The sequence below is a fragment of the Streptomyces sp. NPDC042100 genome, from assembly GCF_055582325.1.
In genome coordinates this window covers 178,470-196,610 of the sequence record NZ_JBVJDK010000007.1, presented here as the reverse complement: position 1 = coordinate 196,610, position 18,141 = coordinate 178,470, and the positions used below count along the sequence as shown (strand labels likewise).

Annotated in this window: 16 protein-coding genes and 1 pseudogene; 5 read left to right on the top strand and 12 right to left on the bottom strand. The window is 73.2% G+C overall.

What is annotated here, in order from left to right; all coding sequences use genetic code 11:
- Positions 1-168: 168 nt before the first annotated feature.
- Positions 169-903, top strand: coding sequence for a YoaK family protein (locus ACZ6J5_RS17900; protein WP_469392493.1), 735 nt, complete (start codon positions 169-171; stop codon positions 901-903).
- Positions 904-925: 22 nt separating this feature from the next.
- Here the strand turns inward: ACZ6J5_RS17900 and ACZ6J5_RS17895 are convergent.
- The 6 genes and pseudogenes from ACZ6J5_RS17895 to ACZ6J5_RS17870 form a co-directional block, all read right to left on the bottom strand.
- Positions 926-1,021: pseudogene (locus tag ACZ6J5_RS17895) on the bottom strand (IS982 family transposase); the annotation flags it as partial.
- Between the two features lie 24 nt (positions 1,022-1,045).
- A complete protein-coding gene (locus ACZ6J5_RS17890) occupies positions 1,046-2,998 on the bottom strand; it encodes a discoidin domain-containing protein (RefSeq protein ID WP_469392491.1) in 1,953 nt (650 codons plus the stop codon).
- Positions 2,999-3,057: 59 nt separating this feature from the next.
- The gene (locus tag ACZ6J5_RS17885) at positions 3,058-3,951 is read right to left on the bottom strand and encodes a carbohydrate ABC transporter permease (RefSeq protein ID WP_469392489.1); all 894 of its coding nucleotides are present in this window, start codon (positions 3,949-3,951) and stop codon (positions 3,058-3,060) included.
- Positions 3,948-4,919: a carbohydrate ABC transporter permease gene (locus ACZ6J5_RS17880; protein WP_469392487.1), complete on the bottom strand. Its 972-nt coding sequence runs from the start codon at positions 4,917-4,919 to the stop codon at positions 3,948-3,950. Before ACZ6J5_RS17880 ends, ACZ6J5_RS17885 begins: the two co-directional genes overlap by 4 nt.
- Before the next feature lie 38 nt (positions 4,920-4,957).
- Positions 4,958-6,253 carry an ABC transporter substrate-binding protein gene (locus tag ACZ6J5_RS17875; protein WP_469392485.1) on the bottom strand — a complete coding sequence of 432 codons (1,296 nt, stop codon included), beginning with the start codon at positions 6,251-6,253 and terminating at the stop codon, positions 4,958-4,960.
- On the bottom strand, positions 6,250-7,539 hold the full coding sequence (locus tag ACZ6J5_RS17870; RefSeq protein WP_469392483.1) for a Gfo/Idh/MocA family protein: 1,290 nt from the start codon (positions 7,537-7,539) through the stop codon (positions 6,250-6,252). Before ACZ6J5_RS17870 ends, ACZ6J5_RS17875 begins: the two co-directional genes overlap by 4 nt.
- Positions 7,540-7,658: 119 nt before the next feature.
- Between ACZ6J5_RS17870 and ACZ6J5_RS17865 the strand changes: the two genes are divergently transcribed.
- Positions 7,659-8,789: an ROK family protein gene (locus tag ACZ6J5_RS17865; protein WP_469392481.1), complete on the top strand. Its 1,131-nt coding sequence runs from the start codon at positions 7,659-7,661 to the stop codon at positions 8,787-8,789.
- A gap of 1 nt (position 8,790) precedes the next feature.
- Complete coding sequence (locus ACZ6J5_RS17860) at positions 8,791-10,344, top strand: beta-N-acetylhexosaminidase (RefSeq protein ID WP_469392479.1); 1,554 nt, start codon at positions 8,791-8,793, stop codon at positions 10,342-10,344.
- A 235-nt stretch (positions 10,345-10,579) separates the two neighbouring features.
- Here ACZ6J5_RS17860 and ACZ6J5_RS17855 read toward each other — a convergent pair whose 3' ends face one another.
- From ACZ6J5_RS17855 to ACZ6J5_RS17830, 6 genes are all read right to left on the bottom strand, one after another.
- Positions 10,580-11,146, bottom strand: coding sequence for a TetR/AcrR family transcriptional regulator (locus tag ACZ6J5_RS17855; RefSeq protein WP_469392477.1), 567 nt, complete (start codon positions 11,144-11,146; stop codon positions 10,580-10,582).
- Entirely contained in the window at positions 11,143-11,505 is a 363-nt protein-coding gene (locus tag ACZ6J5_RS17850) for a DUF1304 domain-containing protein (protein WP_469392475.1), read from the bottom strand. Before ACZ6J5_RS17850 ends, ACZ6J5_RS17855 begins: the two co-directional genes overlap by 4 nt.
- Before the next feature lie 89 nt (positions 11,506-11,594).
- Positions 11,595-12,443 (bottom strand): carbohydrate ABC transporter permease, encoded by an 849-nt coding sequence (locus tag ACZ6J5_RS17845; RefSeq protein WP_469392473.1) that lies wholly within the window; start codon positions 12,441-12,443, stop codon positions 11,595-11,597.
- Complete coding sequence (locus tag ACZ6J5_RS17840; RefSeq protein WP_469392471.1) at positions 12,440-13,777, bottom strand: ABC transporter permease; 1,338 nt, start codon at positions 13,775-13,777, stop codon at positions 12,440-12,442. The genes ACZ6J5_RS17845 and ACZ6J5_RS17840 overlap by 4 nt, the downstream gene beginning before the upstream one ends.
- Positions 13,778-13,781: 4 nt before the next feature.
- Positions 13,782-15,116: an ABC transporter substrate-binding protein gene (locus tag ACZ6J5_RS17835; protein WP_469392469.1), complete on the bottom strand. Its 1,335-nt coding sequence runs from the start codon at positions 15,114-15,116 to the stop codon at positions 13,782-13,784.
- 312 nt (positions 15,117-15,428) lie between these two features.
- Complete coding sequence (locus tag ACZ6J5_RS17830; RefSeq protein WP_469392467.1) at positions 15,429-16,697, bottom strand: ABC transporter substrate-binding protein; 1,269 nt, start codon at positions 16,695-16,697, stop codon at positions 15,429-15,431.
- 159 nt (positions 16,698-16,856) lie between these two features.
- Here ACZ6J5_RS17830 and ACZ6J5_RS17825 point away from each other — a divergent pair, with 159 nt between their 5' ends.
- Positions 16,857-17,363 (top strand): PadR family transcriptional regulator, encoded by a 507-nt coding sequence (locus tag ACZ6J5_RS17825; RefSeq protein ID WP_469392465.1) that lies wholly within the window; start codon positions 16,857-16,859, stop codon positions 17,361-17,363.
- The gene (locus tag ACZ6J5_RS17820; protein WP_469392463.1) at positions 17,360-18,130 is read left to right on the top strand and encodes an ABC transporter ATP-binding protein; all 771 of its coding nucleotides are present in this window, start codon (positions 17,360-17,362) and stop codon (positions 18,128-18,130) included. The genes ACZ6J5_RS17825 and ACZ6J5_RS17820 overlap by 4 nt, the downstream gene beginning before the upstream one ends.
- The last annotated feature ends 11 nt before the right edge of the window (positions 18,131-18,141 follow it).

Sequence of the window (18,141 nt, the reverse complement as noted above, 5' to 3'; positions counted from 1 at the left end):
GTCGGGGGTGTCGGGGTCGGCCGATGCCGTGCTCACACGACCGGCCCCTCGGAGCCCCCCGGACCGGGTGGATCTCCTTAGCCGCCGTCGTGGTGGAGCCGGCTGCCGGGCCGACGACACGTACGCTGCTGCACCGCACCCCCTCCGCCTCGGAAGGAGCGTCCACCGATGCGCGCACTGCTGGCTGACGTCGCCCGCACGCTGGTGCCGCCGAAGGGCGACCCACACGGGCCGCTGCCGCCGCTGATACTGGCCCTCACGGTCGTGACGGGCCTGGTGGACGCGGTCAGCTTTCTGGGCCTCGGTCATGTCTTCGTCGCCAACATGACGGGCAACGTGGTGTTCCTCGGCTTCGCGCTCGCGGGTGCCGAGGGGCTGTCCGCGCTCGCGTCGACGGTGTCGCTGGCGTCCTTCCTCGTCGGCGCGCTGGCGGGGGGCCGCTTCGGCGTCCGGTTCGCCGCGCACCGGGGACGGCTGCTCGCCTCGGCGATGGGCGTCCAGGTGGTGCTGTTGGCCGGAGCGTTCGGCGCGGCCCTCGCGGGCGGCGCCGAGCCGGGCGCCGCCGTCCGGTACACCCTGATCGTGCTCCTCGGCCTCGCGATGGGGGTGCAGAACGCGGCCGTGCGGCGGCTCGGGGTGCCGGACCTGACGACGACCGTGCTCACCCGGACGCTGACCGGGCTCGCCGCCGACTCCGGCGCGGCGGGCGGCGCCGCGCCGCGTCCGGGGCGGCGGATCGTGTCCGTGCTCGCGATGTTCCTCGGCGCCCTGATCGGGGCCGCGCTCCTGAAGACCGGGCCCGCCCTGGTCCTCGGGGTGGCGCTGGTGCTGCTGGCGGCGGGCGCGGTGCTGCTCCGGCGGCTCTCCGTGCCGGAGGCGGGCTGGGCGACGGCGGCATCCTAGATGAGTGCCTCCAAGGGGTTCGGTGGTCGTAGGCGGTCAGGGCACGCGTGACGGGCTGGCCGGTCTGGTCGTTGTGCCGGCTCGCGCCGGCCGGCGCGAGGATGCGCTGCGGGGTGCGGCCGCTGGCGGCGGCGGGCGGCCGTCAGGTGACGGTCAGTTCGTTCAGGGCGATGTTGCCCCACTGGCGGTTGGCCGCCTTGACGACGATCCTCAGCAGCGCGGTGTCCACCGGCGCGGGCAGCGTGAGGGTGCGCCGCTCCACGGTGGAGGTGTTGCTGTTCCACGTGACGGCGGCGTCGGTGAGCCGGGTGCTCCATGTCGAGCCGTCCCAGGTCTGGACGTCGACCCGGGTGAAGCCCTGCCCCTGCCCGAAGTGGGTGGCCAGGGTCACCGCGCCGATCCGGCGGACGGAACGGAGGTCGAGCGTGATGCTGCCCGGGAGGGTCACGCCGACCGGACTCGCCCAGCTCGTCGCCTCGTTCCCGTCGACCAGGGCGGCGACGGTCCCCTGGCCGGTGCCCAGGGTGGTCGAGGCGAGGGGCGCCCCGTAGCTGCCCGGCGCGCCCTGGACGGCTCCGACGGCGACGGTGGCGGGGAGCGGGGCGCCGAGGATGTCCCGGCCGCCGTTGCCCGCGACGGCCAGGCCCGCGTCGATGGCGGCGGATCCGGCGAGCGGCCGGTAGCCGGTCAGGTCGGTGCGGGAGGTGGCGGTGCCGGGCGCGGTGAGCTTGGGGTCGCCGGTGATCGCGGCGGTGTCCGGCGGGACGGGTCCGCCGCGGTAGAGGTTGTTCCGGTAGGTGATGCCGGCGGTGTCGTACGGCAGGTTGGCCTGGTTGACGAAGAGGTTGTTCCGGAAGGTGACGTTCTTCGGGTTGTGGTAGACCTGCGCGATCTTGTACAGGGGCCGGCTCGGCGAGGACGAGACGTAGACGGTGTTGTTGTAGATGTCGACGCCGTCGGTGTTGGTGGAGAAGGTGAAGATCTCGTTGCCGTCGTTCTGGCTGATGTTGTAGCGGACGACGGCGCTGGCGGGGGCGGAGCCCAGGGACACGGAGATGAAGAAGCCGCCGCCGTTGTCGTGGCTGTAGTTGTACTGGACCAGGCTGTCGTGGGTGGAGGCGTCCGCGTCGAAGGCGGTGCAGTCGAGTCCCCGGCCGCCGAAGCGGGCGCCGTACACCTCGTTGTACTGCACGGTGGTGCGGTCCGCGCCGGACCACCAGATGCCGACGTTGGTGGTGGTGGAGGTGGGCCGGGCCACGGTGTTGTACTCGATGAGGGTGTCGGCGACCTGGTTGGGGTTGATGCCGCCGGAGCCGACGTCGTGGACGTGGTTGCCGCGGATCACCAGGCCGGTGCTGGGGGTGAACGGGCCGTACTCGGTGGAGGGGATGTTCAGTTCCCCCCACAGCGAGGTCCAGCCCTCGCGCCGCATCCAGGTGGACCAGGTGGTGATGCCGTAGGCGCGGGTGTCGGCGATCTCGTTGTTCTCGATCAGCATGCCGGTGTAGTACGTCGGGACGGTGTTGCCCCGGACGTCGACGAGGATGCCGGCCGAACCGATGTTGCCCTTGCCGACCTGGGCGACGCCGTCGATGCCGTGGACGTACAGGTTGCGCAGCGTGATGCCGGGGACGGCGCCGATGTCCTTGGCCCGGACCTCGACGCCCACCCGCCAGGTGGTGGAGCCCGTCCCGTTGGTGATCTCCAGGCCGTCGAGCGTCCAGTGCCTCAGGTTCTCCAGGAGGACGGCCGACGGCACGGTGTTGGCCCCGGCGATGACCGGTTTGGCGCCGGTGCCGTAGGAGGTGGCGGTGACCGGGGCGCCCGCGGAGCCCGACCCCTTGGGGGCGAACTGGCCGGTCCAGGTGCGTCCGGCGAGGAAGCGGACGGTGTCGCCCGGCTGGAAGACCTGCTGGTTCACCCGGGCCAGGGTCCGCCAGGGGGTGCCGGTGGAGGTGCCGTCCGCGGAGTCGTCACCGCCCGTGGAGTCCACGTGGTACGTGGTGCCCGCCGCCGCCCGGGCGGCGGCGGGCGGTACGGCGACGGCCGCGGCCGCGCCGAGCACCGCCGAGAGAAGGGTGCGCCTGCTGTGCATGAAGCCTCCTGGAGAAGTGCCTGCATCACAAAGGGACTTTCACTGCTCGGCATCGCCCCCTACTTGCCGATCCCCGCGGTCATGCCCTCGACGATGCGCCGTCCGCACCACAGGTAGAGGACGATCATCGGGAAGACGAGGATGGCGATCCCGGCGAACATGCCGCCCCAGTCGGACGAGTACTGCATCGTCCCGTAGAGGTGGAGCAGGGCGACCGGAAGCGTGCGCTCGTCCTCGCCGGGGGCGATCACCATGACGAGCAGGGTGGAGTTCCACAGTCCGATCACGTTGAGGACGAGCACGGTGACGATGCCGGGGCGGGCCAGCGGGACGATCACCTGGACGAAGGTCCGCAGCGGTCCCGCCCCGTCGAGCTCCGCCGCCTCCTCGACCTCCTGCGGGAGCGAGCGGAGGTAGCCGCTGAGCACGAACACGGCGAAGGGCAGCGAGAGGGCGACCTCGAAGATCAGCAGGGTGATCCGGTCGTCCCACCAGCCGGTCACCCAGTCCACCATGAAGGTGCTGAGCGACAGCTTGACGACCACGACGGGGATGATCAGGGTCTGCAGCGGAATGCTCATGCCCATCGCGAAGTAGCCGGTGAGAGCGCCCGCCGCGCGCCGTGCCGAACGGGCGAGGACGTAGGCCGCCGGGGCCGCGATGCCGACGATCAGGAACGAGCCGACCGCCGTCAGCAGGACGCTGTTCAGGGCGGCCCTGGAGAACTGCGCGGCCTGCCACGCCCTCGACCAGTTCTGCCACTCCGGCGCGGACGGCAGGGAGAAGGGGTGGAGCCACACGTCGCCCGGCGACTTGAGCGACTGGAGACCGACCCAGGCCACCAGCGCCAGGTTGAAGACGACCCACAGCCAGAGCACGGTCGACGTCAGCCTGGTGACGAGGACGTCGCCGGCGAACCGGACCGCCGGACGGATGCCACGGACGGACTTCACGAGAGCTCCACTCGGTCGCGGCGTGTGACGCGGCGGATCAGCACGATCAGGACCGCGGTGACCAGGACGACGAACACGCCCATGGCCGCGCCCTGGCCCAGGTCGGGCACCGTGTTGCCGCCGGAGACGGTGACGTACTGCTGGACGGCGACCGTGCGGGCCTCCAGCGGAGGACTGCCGGGCGTGCCGCCCGTCGTGAACGCGAGGACGATCTCGAACACCTTGAGGCTGTTGACGACCCACAGCACGGCGGCCACCGAGAAGACGTCCCAGGTCAGCGGCAGCGTGATGTGCCGGAACTGCTGCCAGGTGGTGGCCCCGCCCAGGTGGGCGTCCTCGTAGAGGTGCGGGGGGATCGCGTCCACGGCCGACATCATCAGGGCGATGTAGAAGCCGGTCGACGACCAGACGAGACCGGCGATGACACAGCGGAACACCAGGTCGGGGCCGAGCCAGGGCGGCCCCTCGACGCCCACCGCCCCGAGGAGGTCGTTGACCGCCCCGTCGGGGTTGAGCAGGAAGCCGACGGCCGCGCCGACGGCGATCGCCGAGATGATCATGGGCAGGAACACCACGGAACGGATGAACGCCCGGCCCTTCGCCTGCCGCAGCACGGTCATCGCCAGGAACGTGACCGCGAAGACGGCGGCGCCGCCGCCCACGGCGAGGACCAGGGTGTTCCGGAACGAGGAGAGGAACGCCTCGTTCCGGAGCAGGGAGGTGTAGTTCCGCAGCCCCCGCCAGGACATCTCGGAGCCGGGGCCCGCCCAGCGGTGCAGGCTGACCCAGGCACCGTAGAGCGCGGGCCCGACGAACAGCGCGGAGTAGAGGACGAGCGCCGGGAGCAGGAACGGCCAGAAGGCCCGTTCCCGCGCCGGCCGTCTGCCGCGCCGCCTGCGCCGCTCGCGCTCCCGCGCCGGGGCGTCGGGACGGGGTTCGCGCGAGATCCGGACCGCTGTCGCGCTCATGGTCACCTGCTTCGGGGACGTCGGGGCGGGAAGGTGGGTCAGCCATTGGAGGCGATGAAGGCGGCGCTCTTCTGCCGGCCCTGTGCCACGAACTCCTCGGCGGAGATCTTTCCGCCGATCAGCCGGTCGTCGAGGGGCAGGAAGACGTCGGTCCACCAGGCGTTCAGCCCGGGGGCGCCGTCGTACGGCTTGTGGACCGCCGTGGCCCCGGTGATGGCCTTCTGCAGGCCGATCAGGTTCGCGGGCGCGGGCACGTCGGAACGGGCGGGGATGTTGAGCGCCTCGGTGCCGATGCGCGAGGTGTACTTCTTCTGCTGGAAGAACGCGAGGAACCGCTTCGCGGCCTCCGGGTGCCTGCCCTTGGCGTTGACGCCCCAGCCGAGGGTCCCCGCCTCGACGGAGTCCTTCCCGTCGGCCGGGTACTGGAAGGACTCGATCCGTGCGCCGGCGGGCAGCTTGGGCTTGATCTCGCTGGTCAGCCAGGTGCCGTTGATGTTCAGGTCGTACCCGCCGCCGGCGAACCGGTCCTGCGCGGCGGGGAACTTGGTGGCCGTGAACGCCTTCTGGAAGTAGCCGCCCCCGGCGAGCTTCTCCACCTGCCGTGCGGCGGCGAGGACTTCCGGGCGGTCCCAGGCCGCGGGGTCGGTGCCGAGCGCGTACAGGCTGCCCGCGCCGTGGGCGCGGACCAGCGCCGAGTAGAACCAGTACGCGTTGTAGAAGGGGACGGTGCCGTCCTGGCCCAGCGGGGTGCGGCCCGCCTTCCTGGCCTTGTCCAGGTACGCGACGAACTCGGCCCAGGTGCGCGGGGGCCGGGTGGCCAGCTCGGGATGCCGGCTCGCGTCGAACCACACGCCGGTGGAGATGACGGTGTGCGGGATGAGGGCGAGGCCCTTCTCGTCGGAGGAGGCCTGCTCGGCGGCGGCCGACAGGGCGTCGCCGACGGTGCCGCCCTCCCCCGGGATCTTCGCCTTCAGAACGTCGTCGACGGGGGCCAGCAGGTTCTGGGCACGGAACTTGCCCATGTTGTCGGTGGCGGTGTCGAACAGGTCGGGTCCCCGGCCGGCCGCCATCTCGGTGGCGAGGCTGTCCGTGCCGTTGCGTCCCATCCACTTCACGTCGACGGCTATGCCGGTCTGTGCGGTGAAGTCGGCGAGGGCCGCCTGGAAGATCTTCGCCTGCGGCTCGTCCCTGCCCCAGGTAGAGGTGTAGGAGAAGGACTTCGCCGTCTCCCCCGCGGCGGAGTCGCCGCCGTTCCGCTTGCCGCAGGCCGTGGTGGCGAGGGCCAGTGCGCCGAGCAGGGCGAGCGCGGTCACCCGAGTGCTGCGCTGCTTCATCGCGTCTCCTCCGGGAGGGATGGGGCCTGGGGGGAAAGGGTGGTGACGGTGTGGGTGCGGCGGGCGGTCTCGGCGGCCCAGACCACGCGGTGGGTGGCCAGGCTCTCGCGCCCGGTGGACCGGATCTGGCCGGGATCCCCGCTGCGCACGGCCTCGACGAAGGCGTCGAGCAGTGCCTCGTCGCCGCCGCCGTGGCCCTCCGCCGCGGAGGCGTCGGCGCCCGTGTCGGTGACGATCGTGGTGTGGCTGTCGGTGACGAAGTCATGGACGTGGAGCCGTACGCCGTCACCCTCGACAGAGCCGTGGGTGCCGAAGATCCGGGTCTTGCGGTGTTCCAGGGCGGCGAAGGCCGTCATGGTGAAGCTGGCGGTCGTGCCGTCGGCGAACTCCATGTCCACGACCTGGCTGTCGACGACGTCGTTCCCGGCGCCGTACACGCAGCGGCCGTACGGTCCGTCCCGCAGGGCCGTCAGGACGCCCCGCTCGGTGTGGTCGTCGGTGACGGCGGACAGCGGCCACCACTCCTTGACCGGATCGCCGAGGCAGTCGAGGTAGCTCCGCTTGGCGGAGTACGGGCAGCCGGCCTCCACCGGGCAGTCCAGGCAGTTGGCGGTGGCGCCCTCGGGCCGGTTCTCCGGGCGGAAGTGCACGAGGTTCCCGAAGGAGGAGATCCGCTCCGGCAGGGCCCCCTTGACGTGGACCATCCAGTCCAGGTCGTGGCAGGCCTTGGCCAGGAGCATCGACGCCGACTCGGCCTCGTTGCTCCAGTTCCCCCGCACGAAGGAGTGCGCCTGGTGCCACCAGCCGACCTGCTCCAGGTGCTGGATGTTCATGATCTCGCCGATGGTCCCCTCGGCCAGGAGCTCCTTGAGGGCCTCGGTGTAGCGCGTGTACCGCATGACGTGGCAGACGGCGAGCAGGACGCCGTGGCGCTCGGCGGCCTCGGTGATCAGGACGGCCTCCGCCTCGGTCGGCGCCATCGGCTTCTCCAGGAGGAGGTGGTAGCCGCGTTCGGCCGCGAGGACCGCGGGTCCGACGTGCATGCGGTCCTGGGTCGAGATGATCGCGGCGTCGGCGAGCCGGTCCCGGTCGAGCAGCTCGCGCCAGTCGGCGAAGACGTTCTCGCCGGGGATGCCGTGCTCGGCGGCGAACCGCGTGCGGCGTTCCTCGTCGGGTTCGGCCACGGCCACCACCCGCGCCCGTCCCGTGGTCCGGGCGCGGCGGGCGTACCCCGTACCGCGTAATCCCGCCCCGATGACGGCAAGTCGTACTTCGGAACCCCGCATCGACGTCCTCCGTGGCTTGCGACTTATTAATGAAGGATGTTTTTATTTGTGGAGAGGGATCCTGTCAACACCTGCGGAGGAGTGCGTAGTTGAAGATCCGGGGAAGCGACGGCTCGCGCTTGAGAAGGATCAACCTGGTCGCCACCCTGCGCGCGCTGCGGGGAGAGTCACCCATCGGGCTCACCGGACTCGCCGCTCGGGCGGGGCTCTCACGCCCCACCGTCGAGGGGCTCGTCGAGGATCTGCTCGGCCTGGGGTGGCTGGGCGAGATGCCCCGGGAGAGCGGGCAGATGGGCCGGCCACGCAGGCTCTTCCGCTTCCGCGCCGAGGCCGGGCACGTCCTCGGCATCGACGTGGGCTCCTCCAGCGTCCGCGCCACGGTGTGCGACCTGGACGGCGCGACGGCGGGCCGGTTCGCCGTCCGCGCCGACGCGTCGTCCGGGCGCGCGGAGCGGCTGGCCGCCATGCGGTCCGCCGCCGCCGGGGCGCTCGCCGCCGCCGGGGTGTCCGCCGACGCGGTGATGGCGGTGTGTGTGGGCACGACGGGAGTGGTGACCGCAACGGGAACGGTGAAGCTCTCCGTCAGCCTGCCCGAGTGGACCGGCCTCGACCTCGCGGCCGAGGTGGGCCGGGACTTCGACGCCCCGGTCCTCGTGGAGAACGACTGCAACCTGGCCGCCCTCGCCGAGCGCTGGGCCGGGGTGGCCCAGCAGGTCGACGACGTGGTCTTCGTCCTGTCCGGCACGCGCACCGGCTGCGGCATGCTCATCCGGGGCGAGCTGCACCGCGGCCGCCGGGGCGCGGCCGGGGAGATCGGCGCGCTTCCGCTGGTCGGCTGGCACCGGGCCCCTTCGCACCTGGCATCCTTTCCGGGGCTTCCGCCGGGGACCCCGCCCGAGAAGACGGGCGGTCTGGTCTTCGCGGCGGCCAGGTCCGGTGATCCGGCGGCCTGTCGGGCGGTGGAGCAGTTCGCCCACGACCTCGCGGAGGGCATCGCCGCGCTGGTGCTCACCGTCGACCCCGACCTGGTCGTGCTCGGGGGCGGGGTGTCCCGCTCGGCGGACGTGCTGATGGAACCCCTGCGCCGCCACCTGGACCCGCTGTGCCTGGAGCCTCCCGCGCTCGCGATCTCCGGCCTCGGCGACCAGGCGGTGGTCCTCGGAGCCGTACGGCACGCCCTCGACCACGTCGACGCGCGCCTCTACGACGTCGACGCCCCGCTGCCCGCGCCGCGGCCTCCGGGCGCCTGAGATGGAGCTGATACCCCGGCCGGCATCGGTCCTGCGGCGCACCGGCGGCTTCCTCCTCACGCCCACGACCTCGCTGACGGCGGGCCCCGGCGCCCACCGGGCGGCGGCCCTGCTGCGCGACCTGCTCCGCCCGGCGACCGGGCTGCCGCTCGCCCCCGCCGGGGTCGCGCGCGGCAACGCGATCGCCCTTCGCGTCGACGAGCGCGCGTCGGACCTGGGCGCCGAGGGCTACCGCCTGGACGTCTCCCCCGAGCGGGCAGAGCTGACGGCGGCCGCGCCCACCGGGCTCCTGCGCGGTGTCCAGACCCTGCGCCAGCTGCTGCCGCCGGAGGCGTGGGGCGACCGCCCGGCCCGGGGCGTGCGCTGGGAGCTGCCCTGCGTGTCCGTGCGGGACGTGCCGCGCTTCCGCTGGCGGGGCGGACACCTGGACGTGGCGCGCTGGTGGATGCCGCTCTCCTTCCTGTTCCGTTACGTGGACCTGCTCGCCGCCCACAAGCTGAACGTCCTGCATCTCCACCTCACCGACGACCAGGGCTGGCGGATGGAGATCGAGCGTCACCCCCGGCTGACCGAGGTGGGCGCCTGGCGGTCCCGCAGCATGGCCGGGGCCCTCGCCGAGGAGCGGTACGACGACGTTCCGCACGGTGGTTCCTACACGCGGCGCGAGCTCGGCGACCTCGTGGCGTACGCGGAGCGGCGGGGTGTCACCGTCGTCCCCGAGATCGACCTGCCGGGGCACACGCAGGCGGCGATCGCGGCCTACCCCGAGCTGGGCGGCGAGTCCTCGGGACCGGACGAGCCTGTGGAGGTGTCCCCCCGCTGGGGCGTGCACGACCGGATCCTCGACCCCGGCCCGGCGTCCCTGGACTTCTGCCACGACGTGCTGGAGGAGGTGCTCGACGTCTTCCCCTCCCCGTTCGTCCACATCGGCGGCGACGAGGTGCCGACCACCCGTTGGCGTGCCTCCCCCTCCGTCCGGCGCAGGGCCCGTGAGCTGGGCCTCTCCGTCGACGGGCTGCACGGCTGGTTCACCGGGGAGCTGGACGCCTGGCTGCACGCGCGGGGCCGCAGGACGGTCGGCTGGGACGACGTGCTCGTCGCCGGCCGGGCGAGGCCGTTGTCCGAGGGCGCGACGGTCATGTCGTGGCTGGGTGCCGAGGGGGCGCTCGCCGCCGCGGCCGCCGGACACGAGGTGATCATGACGCCATACGACTGGACCTATCTGGACTACGGCCAGGCCGAGGGCCCGGGGGAACCGCTCTCCATGGGGCACGTCACCACCCTGGAGAAGGTGTACGCCTTCGAGCCGGTCCCCGCCCCGCTGACGGACTCCCAGGTCCTCGGCACCCAGGGCCAGTTGTGGACGGAGTACCTGCCGACGCCGGAGCGGGTCGAGTACGCGGCCTTCCCCCGGCTGTGCGCCCTCGCCGAGGTGGCCTGGTCGCCGCCCGCCGGCCGGTGCCACGGGGAGTTCCTGGGGCGGCTGCGGACGCACCTGACCCGGCTCGACCGGATGGGCGTCCGCTACCGGCCGCTCGACCCGCGGTCGTCCTAAGCCCCGTCCACGGACTGATCCGTCGCCCGGGCGTCCTCCGTGCCGCGGTCGCGCGGGGCCGGGACGAGGCCGGTGAGCAGCACGGCGGCCGGGCTGTGCGTCAGGGCGGTGAGCCGGGTTCCCCCGGCCGCGCATGACCGGCTGGCCGGTCTGGTCGTGGTGCCGGATCGCGCTGGTCAGCCCTGACCGCCCACGACCGCTGAACGCCCTGGAAGCAATCGTCCAGGGGCTGTCGTCAGGGCAGCGGGGTGCGGTGCAGGTGGACGAGCAGGCGCCAGACGCGGCCCGCGATCCGCTCGGGCGTGGCCTCGATGAGGCCGTGCAGCCAGTCGGCGAGCACGGCGGCGAAGGCGGCGGCGACGGCCGACGCGACGAGCTCCGGTTCGGGGGCCCCCGCCAGGGTGCGCTCCCGGCGGCTGCGGTCCCGGAGCTCCTGGTGGAGCACGAGGCCGAGCGGGCCGCCGCCGCCCGGGCGGAGGAGCTCGCGGTAGAGCGGCGCGTGCGGGGCGGTCCGCTCGAAGAAGTCCGTGAGGGCGGGCGGCGGGCTCGCCGGGTCGGGGGTGCCGCGCCAGGCGTGCAGGGCGTCGACGGCGTCGCGGACGATGTCGGCGCACGCGTCGACCGCCAGCGCCTCCAGGTCCGCGTAGTGGAGGTAGAAGGTGGCGCGGCCGACGCCGGCCCGGCGGACGACGGCGGCGACGCTCGCCTCCGCCAGCGGGCGCTCGGCGCACTCCTCCAGGAGGGCCCGGCCGAGCCTGACCCGGGTCCGGGCGGCGCGGGGGTCCGGGCGCTCGGCGGTCACCGGGCCACCAGGACGGCGGCGAGGGCCAGCGCGCCGGGGGCCGCCTGCGCGAGGAGGATGCGGCGGTTGGCGGTGAACCCGCCGTACAGGCCCGCGATGACGACGCACACCAGGAAGAAGACCCGGACGGGGAAGCCGACGGGCTCGTCGGCGGCCAGGCCCCACACCAGCCCGGCGGCGAGGAAGCCGTTGTAGAGGCCCTGGTTCGCGGCGAGCGGCGCGGTGGCCCTGGCCATCTCCGCGTCGAAGCCGGAGAGCGCGCGGCCGGGGCCGCGCTGCCACAGGAACATCTCCAGGACCAGGAAGTAGCCGTGCAGCGCGGCCACCAGCCCCACCAGCACGGTCGCGGTCGTTCCCATGGTCTCGCCCCTCACTCGGCTTTATGGACAGGCGTCCAGAATACATGGACACCTGTCCATAAAGCGCGGGCGGCGGGAGTCGGGCGGCGCTACTTCACCGATCCGGCCATGACGCCCTGGACGAAGTGCTTCTGGAAGGCGAAGAAGACCACGAGCGGGACGATGAGGGAGAGGAAGGCGCCGGGTGCGAGGACTCCGATGTTGCTGCCGAACTGGCGCATCTGCGACTGGAGCGCCACGGTGAGCGGCTGGGACTCGCCGTCGGCGAAGAGCAGCGCCACCAGCATGTCGTTCCACACCCAGAGGAACTGGAAGATCGCGAGGCTGGCGATGGCGGGCCGGCCGAGCGGCAGGACCAGCCGCAGGAAGATCCGCCATTCGCTGCCGCCGTCGAGGCGCGCCGCCTCCAGGAGCTCCTTGGGGATCTCGGCGAAGTAGTTGCGGAGCAGGAAGACGGCGAACGGCAGTCCGTAGGCCACGTGGAAGAGGATGACGCCCGCGGTGGTGCCGAACAGGCCGACGGCGCCGAAGAGTTTGGCCACCGGGAGCAGGCCGATCTGCACCGGGACGACGAGCAGCCCGACCACGACGAGGAAGACGGCGTCGCGCCCGGGGAAGCTGAGCCAGGCGAAGGCGTAGCCGGCGAGCGCGGCGATGCCGACGACGAGGGCCGTGGCCGGCACGGAGATCAGGACCGTGTTCCAGAACGCCTGGACGAGCCCGGAGTCCTCGAAGAGCGCCCGGTAGTTGTCGATCGAGAGCTGGGCCGGGTCGAGCAGCGAGGTCCACCAGCCGCGCGAGGCGTTGTCCTGTTCGGAGCGGAGCGAGGAGAGGAAGAGACCGGCGAGCGGGGTGATCCAGACCAGGGCGACGAGGGCGAGGAGGAGCTGGACGGCCGAGTTGCCCAGCCATCGGGTCCGGCGGGTGTGGCTGTTCATGCTCCGCCCTTCCGGAAGCGCCGGATGTTGAAGATCATCGCGGGGACGACGAGGGCGAGCAGCAGCACGCTGAGGGCGCTGCCGAGTCCCTGGTCGTTGCCGCCGCCGAAGGAGACCAGCCACATGCGGGTGGCCAGCACGTTCGCCTCCTCCTGCACGGGGCCCGGGGCGATGATCCAGACGAGGTCGAAGACCTTCATGACGTTGATGACGAGGGTGACGAAGACGACGGTGAGGACGGGCGCGAGCAGCGGGACGGTGATCTTGCGGAAGATCTGTCCCTCGCCGGCGCCGTCCACCCGGGCGGCTTCCAGGGCGTCGCGCGGGATGGCGGCGAGTCCGGCCCCGATGAGGACCATGGAGAAGCCGGTCCAGACCCACAGGTAGGCGCCGATGACGGCGGGGGTGATCAGGGCGGGGCCGAGCCAGTCGACACCCGCGTAGCCCGCGGCGAAGTTCGAGGCGGGGACTCGCAGGGTGTAGCCGCCCTCGCCGAGTCCGGCGAAGCGGAAGGAGCCGTCGGCGCCGGTCTCGGTGGTGCCGACGACGGCGCCGTCGCGCAGCGCCTCGACGGTGACGCCGGGCAGGCCCTTCTCCTTCGGGTCGATACGGCCCTGCCGGCCGCCCGCGCCCGGGGTGAAGTCCAGGTAGACGGCGCCGGTCAGGGTGTCGGCGGCGGGGGCGGGGGCCTTCGCGGGCGCCGCGTCGCCGGGCAGGGCGTCGGGGGCGACGCCGACGAAGGGCAGCACGGCCTCGGCGCCGGGGCGCAGCGCGCCGGTGGTGTAGCCGGAGCCGGGGCTGCCGTTCAGGGCGCCGCCGGGGCGGGCGCGGGCGGTGGGGTAGGGGGCGGGCGGGTCGACCGCGTCGTGGACGGCGACGACGGCCGCGTTGAGGACGCCTCGGTCGGGGTCCTGTTCGTAGGCGAGGCGGAAGATGATGCCGGCGGCGAGGAAGGACACGGCCATGGGCAGGAACAGCACCAGTTTGAAGGCGGTGGCCCAGCGGACCTTCTCGGTGAGCACGGCGAGGACGAGCCCGATCCCGGTGAGCAGGGCGGGGGCGACGACGACCCAGATGGCGCTGTTGCGGACGGCCTTGACGGTGGCGGGGTCGCGGAACATCTCCGCGTAGTTGCCCGCGCCGACGAAGCGGTCGCCGCTCGCGTCGAAGAGGCTGCGGCCGACGGAGAAGACGACGGGGTAGACGACGAGGGCGCCGAGGAGGAGCAGGGCGGGGAGGGCGAAGAGCACGCCGAGGAGGCGGCGTCTGCGCAGGGCGCGGCGCCTCGGGTCCACCGAGGCGCGCGCCTTCGGGGCGCGAGGGGCGACGGACACGGCGTCAGTTCCCGTACGCCTTGGCCGCCGCGTCCTCCAGGGCAGCCGCGGTGGCCTTCGGGTTCGACGGGTCGCGCAGGAAGTCCTGGAGAATCTTCCACTCGCCGGCGCCCTTGGTGCCGCCGAAGGCGGCGGGGGCCTGGTCGGACATGTCGAAGCGGACCGAGTCGCCGGCGTCGACGAGCGACTTGGCGGTGGCGCGGGCGGTGTCGTCGCCGTACGCCTCGGGCTTGACGTTCTTGTTCGGGGAGAGGAAGCCGCCGGCGCCGGCCCACACCTCGGCCGCCTCGGGGGTGGCGAGGAACTCCAGGAGCCTCATGCCGCCCGCGCTGTTCCTGGCGTCCTTGAGGACCACGGCGGCGTCGCCGCCGCTGACGACGGGCGGGGTGCCCGTGCCGACGGCGGGGAACGGGAAGAACTTGGCGTCGACGCCGGGCTTCCTGCCGAACTCGTCCTTGGCGACGCCGCCGACGAAGTCGCCCTCGTAGACCATGCCGGCCTCGGGCTTGGGGCCGAAGACCTTCTCGACGGAGCCGGGGAAGTCGGTCTGGAGGGCGCCCTGGGCGCCGCCCGCGACGAGCTGCTTGTCCTTGAAGACCTCCGCGAGGGTGGTGAGCGCGGTGACGACGCTCGAGTCGGTCCACTTGAGCTTGTGCTGGGCGAGCTGGTCGTACTTCTCGGGGCCCGCCTGGGAGAGGTAGACGTTCTCGAACCAGTCGGTGAGGGTCCAGCCGTCCTCGCCCGCGACGGCGAAGGCGGGGCGTCCGGAGTCGGCGAGGGCGCGGCCCGCGGCGAGGAGTTCGGCCCAGGTCCCGGGCTCGTCGACACCGGCCTGGCTCAGGGCGTCGGGGGCGTACCAGACGGTGGACTTGTGGGCGGCCTTGAAGTACAGCCCGTAGTAAGTGCCGTCGACGGTGCCGTAGTTCTTCCAGACGGGGGCGAGGCCGGCGGTGGCGGTGTCGGCGGCGGTCTTGGACAGCGGGCTGAGCCAGCCCGCCTTGGCGAACTGCTGGAGGACGCCGACCTGCGGGACGAGGACGACGTCGGGGGCGTTGCCGCCCTCGATCTTGCTTCCGACGAAGGTGGAGACGTTGTCACCGGAGGGCACGAAGACGGTCTTGGCGCCGGTCTTGGCGCTGAAGGCGTCGAGGACCTTCTTGAAGTTCTTCTGCTCGCCGCCGGTCCAGACCCCGGCGACGGTGACGGTCTTGCCGCTGAGCTCGCCGCCGCCGCCCGCGGGCGCGGGGTCGCCGCCGCAGGCGGTGGCGGTGAGCGCGAGGGCGAGCACGCCGGAGGCGGCGGCGGTGGTACGGAGGGCGGTCGCTGCGGTGCGTCGCATGACGGTGCTTCCTTCCTGGGGAGCGGGGCCGGGCGCGGCGGAGCGGGACGGGGCTGTGGGCCACCGGGCGGCGCGGGCCCTCGCGGGAGAGGTGCCAGGACGAGCGGATGCCGGACAGCCAGCGGATCCGCTATGCATGCATGTTAAGTAGCTGTGACGGCGCGGTGTCAACGGCGCCGCCGAACTCCGCCGCCTCCGCGGCCCGTTGGGAGGAACGGCTGTGCGAGGGCTCGGCCGGTGGGGTGCGAGGGGCGGCGGGTCCGAGGGCCGGTGGGGTGCGGGGAGGGCGGCGGGGTGCGGGGTGCGGCGGGGTCAGCGGCCGCCGGAGATCACGGCCAGTTCGCGGGCCAGCCGCCGCACGCCGTCCTCGGGGGTCTCGCGGCGGGCCAGCACGTCCTGCCCGACGGCCTGGACGGCGAGGCTCACCTGCTCGTACCGCGCGCTCTTGGGGCGCGGCACCGCCGCCAGCACGCTGCGGCGCAGGATCGGGAGGTAGGGGTGGGAGGCGACGAGCTCCGGGTCGTCGTACAGGGAGGCCCGCACCGGCGGCAGGGAGCCTCGGACGAGGACGTCCCGCTGGACCGGCTCGCTGGTGAGGTACGCGATGAAGTCGGCGGCGGTGGCGGCGTGCCGGGAGCGGGCGGACACGGCGAGGTTGGAGCCGCCGAGCACGCTCGTCCCGGGGCCGTTCAGCCCCGGCAGCGGCACGGCGCCGACGCGTCCGGCGACCCGGGAGCCGGGCCCGTTGGCGTCGGTGTACACGTACGGCCAGTTGCGCAGGAAGAGCAGCCGGCCCGCCTCGAACGCGGCCCGGGACGCCTCCTCGTCGTAGCGCAGCGCCGCCTCGGGGATCCAGCCCTCGCGCAGCCCGTCGGCGAGGAAGGCGAGGCCCGCGCGGGCGGCGTCGGAGTCGACGCCGACCCGGGCGCCGTCGTCGCGCAGCACGGTGCCGCCGGCGGACTGGACGGCCTCGGTGACGTTCACCGTCAGCCCCTCGTACGGGAGGAACTGGCCCGCGTACCCGTCCAGTCCGTACCGGGGAGCGAGGGTACGGGCCTGCCGGGCGAGCTCGGCCCAGGTCCGGGGCGGCCGTTCGCCGGCCGCCGCGAGCACGTCCGTGCGGTAGTAGAGCAGCCCGGCGTTGGTGACGTACGGGACGGCGTAGAGCCGCCCGTCGAAGGTGGCCGTGTCCACCACGGGCGGCAGCAGGGCGCCGAGTGCGAAGCGGGAGGGGTCCAGCGGCCGGATCAGGCCCGCGGCGGCGAACTCGGAGGTCCAGGCCACGTCGATGTTGAGGACGTCGAAGCGGCTGCTGCCGGAGCGCAGTTCGCTGAGCATCTGGGCCCGGGTCTCGTCCGCCGTGTCGGGCAGCTCGACCAGGGTGACCGGCTCGTCGCGGTGGGTCCGGTTCCACTCGGCCACCAGCGGGGCGAGGTAGCGGGTGAGGTCCCCGGCGGTGACGAAGGTGAGCGGGCCCCGCTCCCAGGCGGCCGGTCCGGGGCGCGGCGCGGCGCCGGAGCATCCGGCCAGCAGCACCGCCGCCGCGAGGATGCCCCGCGTCACGGCCCGTATCCACCCCATGGGCTCCTCCTGGACGTGGTCCCGGACGTGAACGGGGACCATCGTGGCATAGGTCGGCCGGGGGGGAATCGGTGATACTGGACCGCCGGATGACCCCGTGGTCAGCCGGTCCACCGGTCTCAGGTCCGGGCTTCCGGAACGACACAGAAGGGGGAGCGTGTGCGGCAGCAGTTGCTGGCACTCCTCACCCGGGGCCCCGCCCACGGCTACGAGCTCAAGCAGGGCCTTGAACAGATGCTGGGCGCGGCCTACCCTCAGCCGAACGTCGGCCAGGTCTACGTGACGCTCGGGCGGCTGGAGAAGAGCGGTCTGATCGAGGGCGAGGACGTCGAGCAGACCGGCCGCCCCAACAAGCGGACGTACCGGCTGACGGAGGCGGGACGGGCGGCCGTCACCGCCTGGTTCGAGGAGACCGCCGACGAGCCGAGGGTCCGCGACGAGTTCTTCATGAAGCTGGCGCTGGCCCCGCTGTCGGGGCTCGCCGATCCGATCGCCCTGATCCACCGGCAGCGGCGGCACCACCTGAACACGATGCGGACGCTGTCCCGGCTGGCCGCCGCCGAGGACCGCGACAACACGATCGCCCGACTCCTGATCGAGGGGGCCATGCTGCACCTGCAGGCCGATCTCGACTGGCTGGAGCGCTGCCAGGAGGAACTGGAATGACCGGAGCTCCGGACGCCGCCCCTCCCGAGGGGACGATCGTGCACGCCGAGGGCCTGACCAAGACCCACCGCGGGGACAGCGCCCCCGTCCAGGCCGTGCGCGGGGTCGATCTGACCGTGCGTCCGGGCGAGTTCGTCGCCGTCACCGGGCCCTCCGGCGCCGGGAAGTCGACCCTGCTGCACCTGGTGGGCGGGCTCGAACGGCCGGACGGCGGGCGGCTGTGGCTGGGCGGCGAGCGGGTGGACGGCTACTCCGAGGCCCGCTGGGCCGTGCTGCGCAGGCGCCGGGTCGGCGTGGTCTTCCAGTTCTTCAACCTGGTCTCCGACCTCACCGTCGCCGACAACGTCGAGCTGCCCGCCCTGCTCGCCGGGGCCTCGCCCCGCGCCGCCCGCCGCGCGCGGGCCGGACTCCTGGAGGAGCTGGGGCTCTCCGGGCGCCACCGGGCGATGCCGGGCGAGCTGTCCGGCGGCGAGCAGCAGCGGGTGGCGCTCGCCCGCGCGCTGGTCAACGAGCCGGCGCTGCTGCTGGCCGACGAGCCGGCCGGCAGCCTCGACGGCAAGGGCACCCGGGACGTGCTGCGGCTGCTGTCCCGCTTCCACGGGCGCGGCCAGAGCATCCTGATGGTGACCCACGACGCCCGGATGGCGAGCGCCGCCGACCGGGTCATCAGCTTCTTCGACGGGCAGGTCACCGACGACGCGCGGCTCGGCGCCGCCGGGCCCGCCGCCCGGCCCGGGGTGTCCGGCGTCCTCGAACTACGAGACTGAGGCGGTACGCC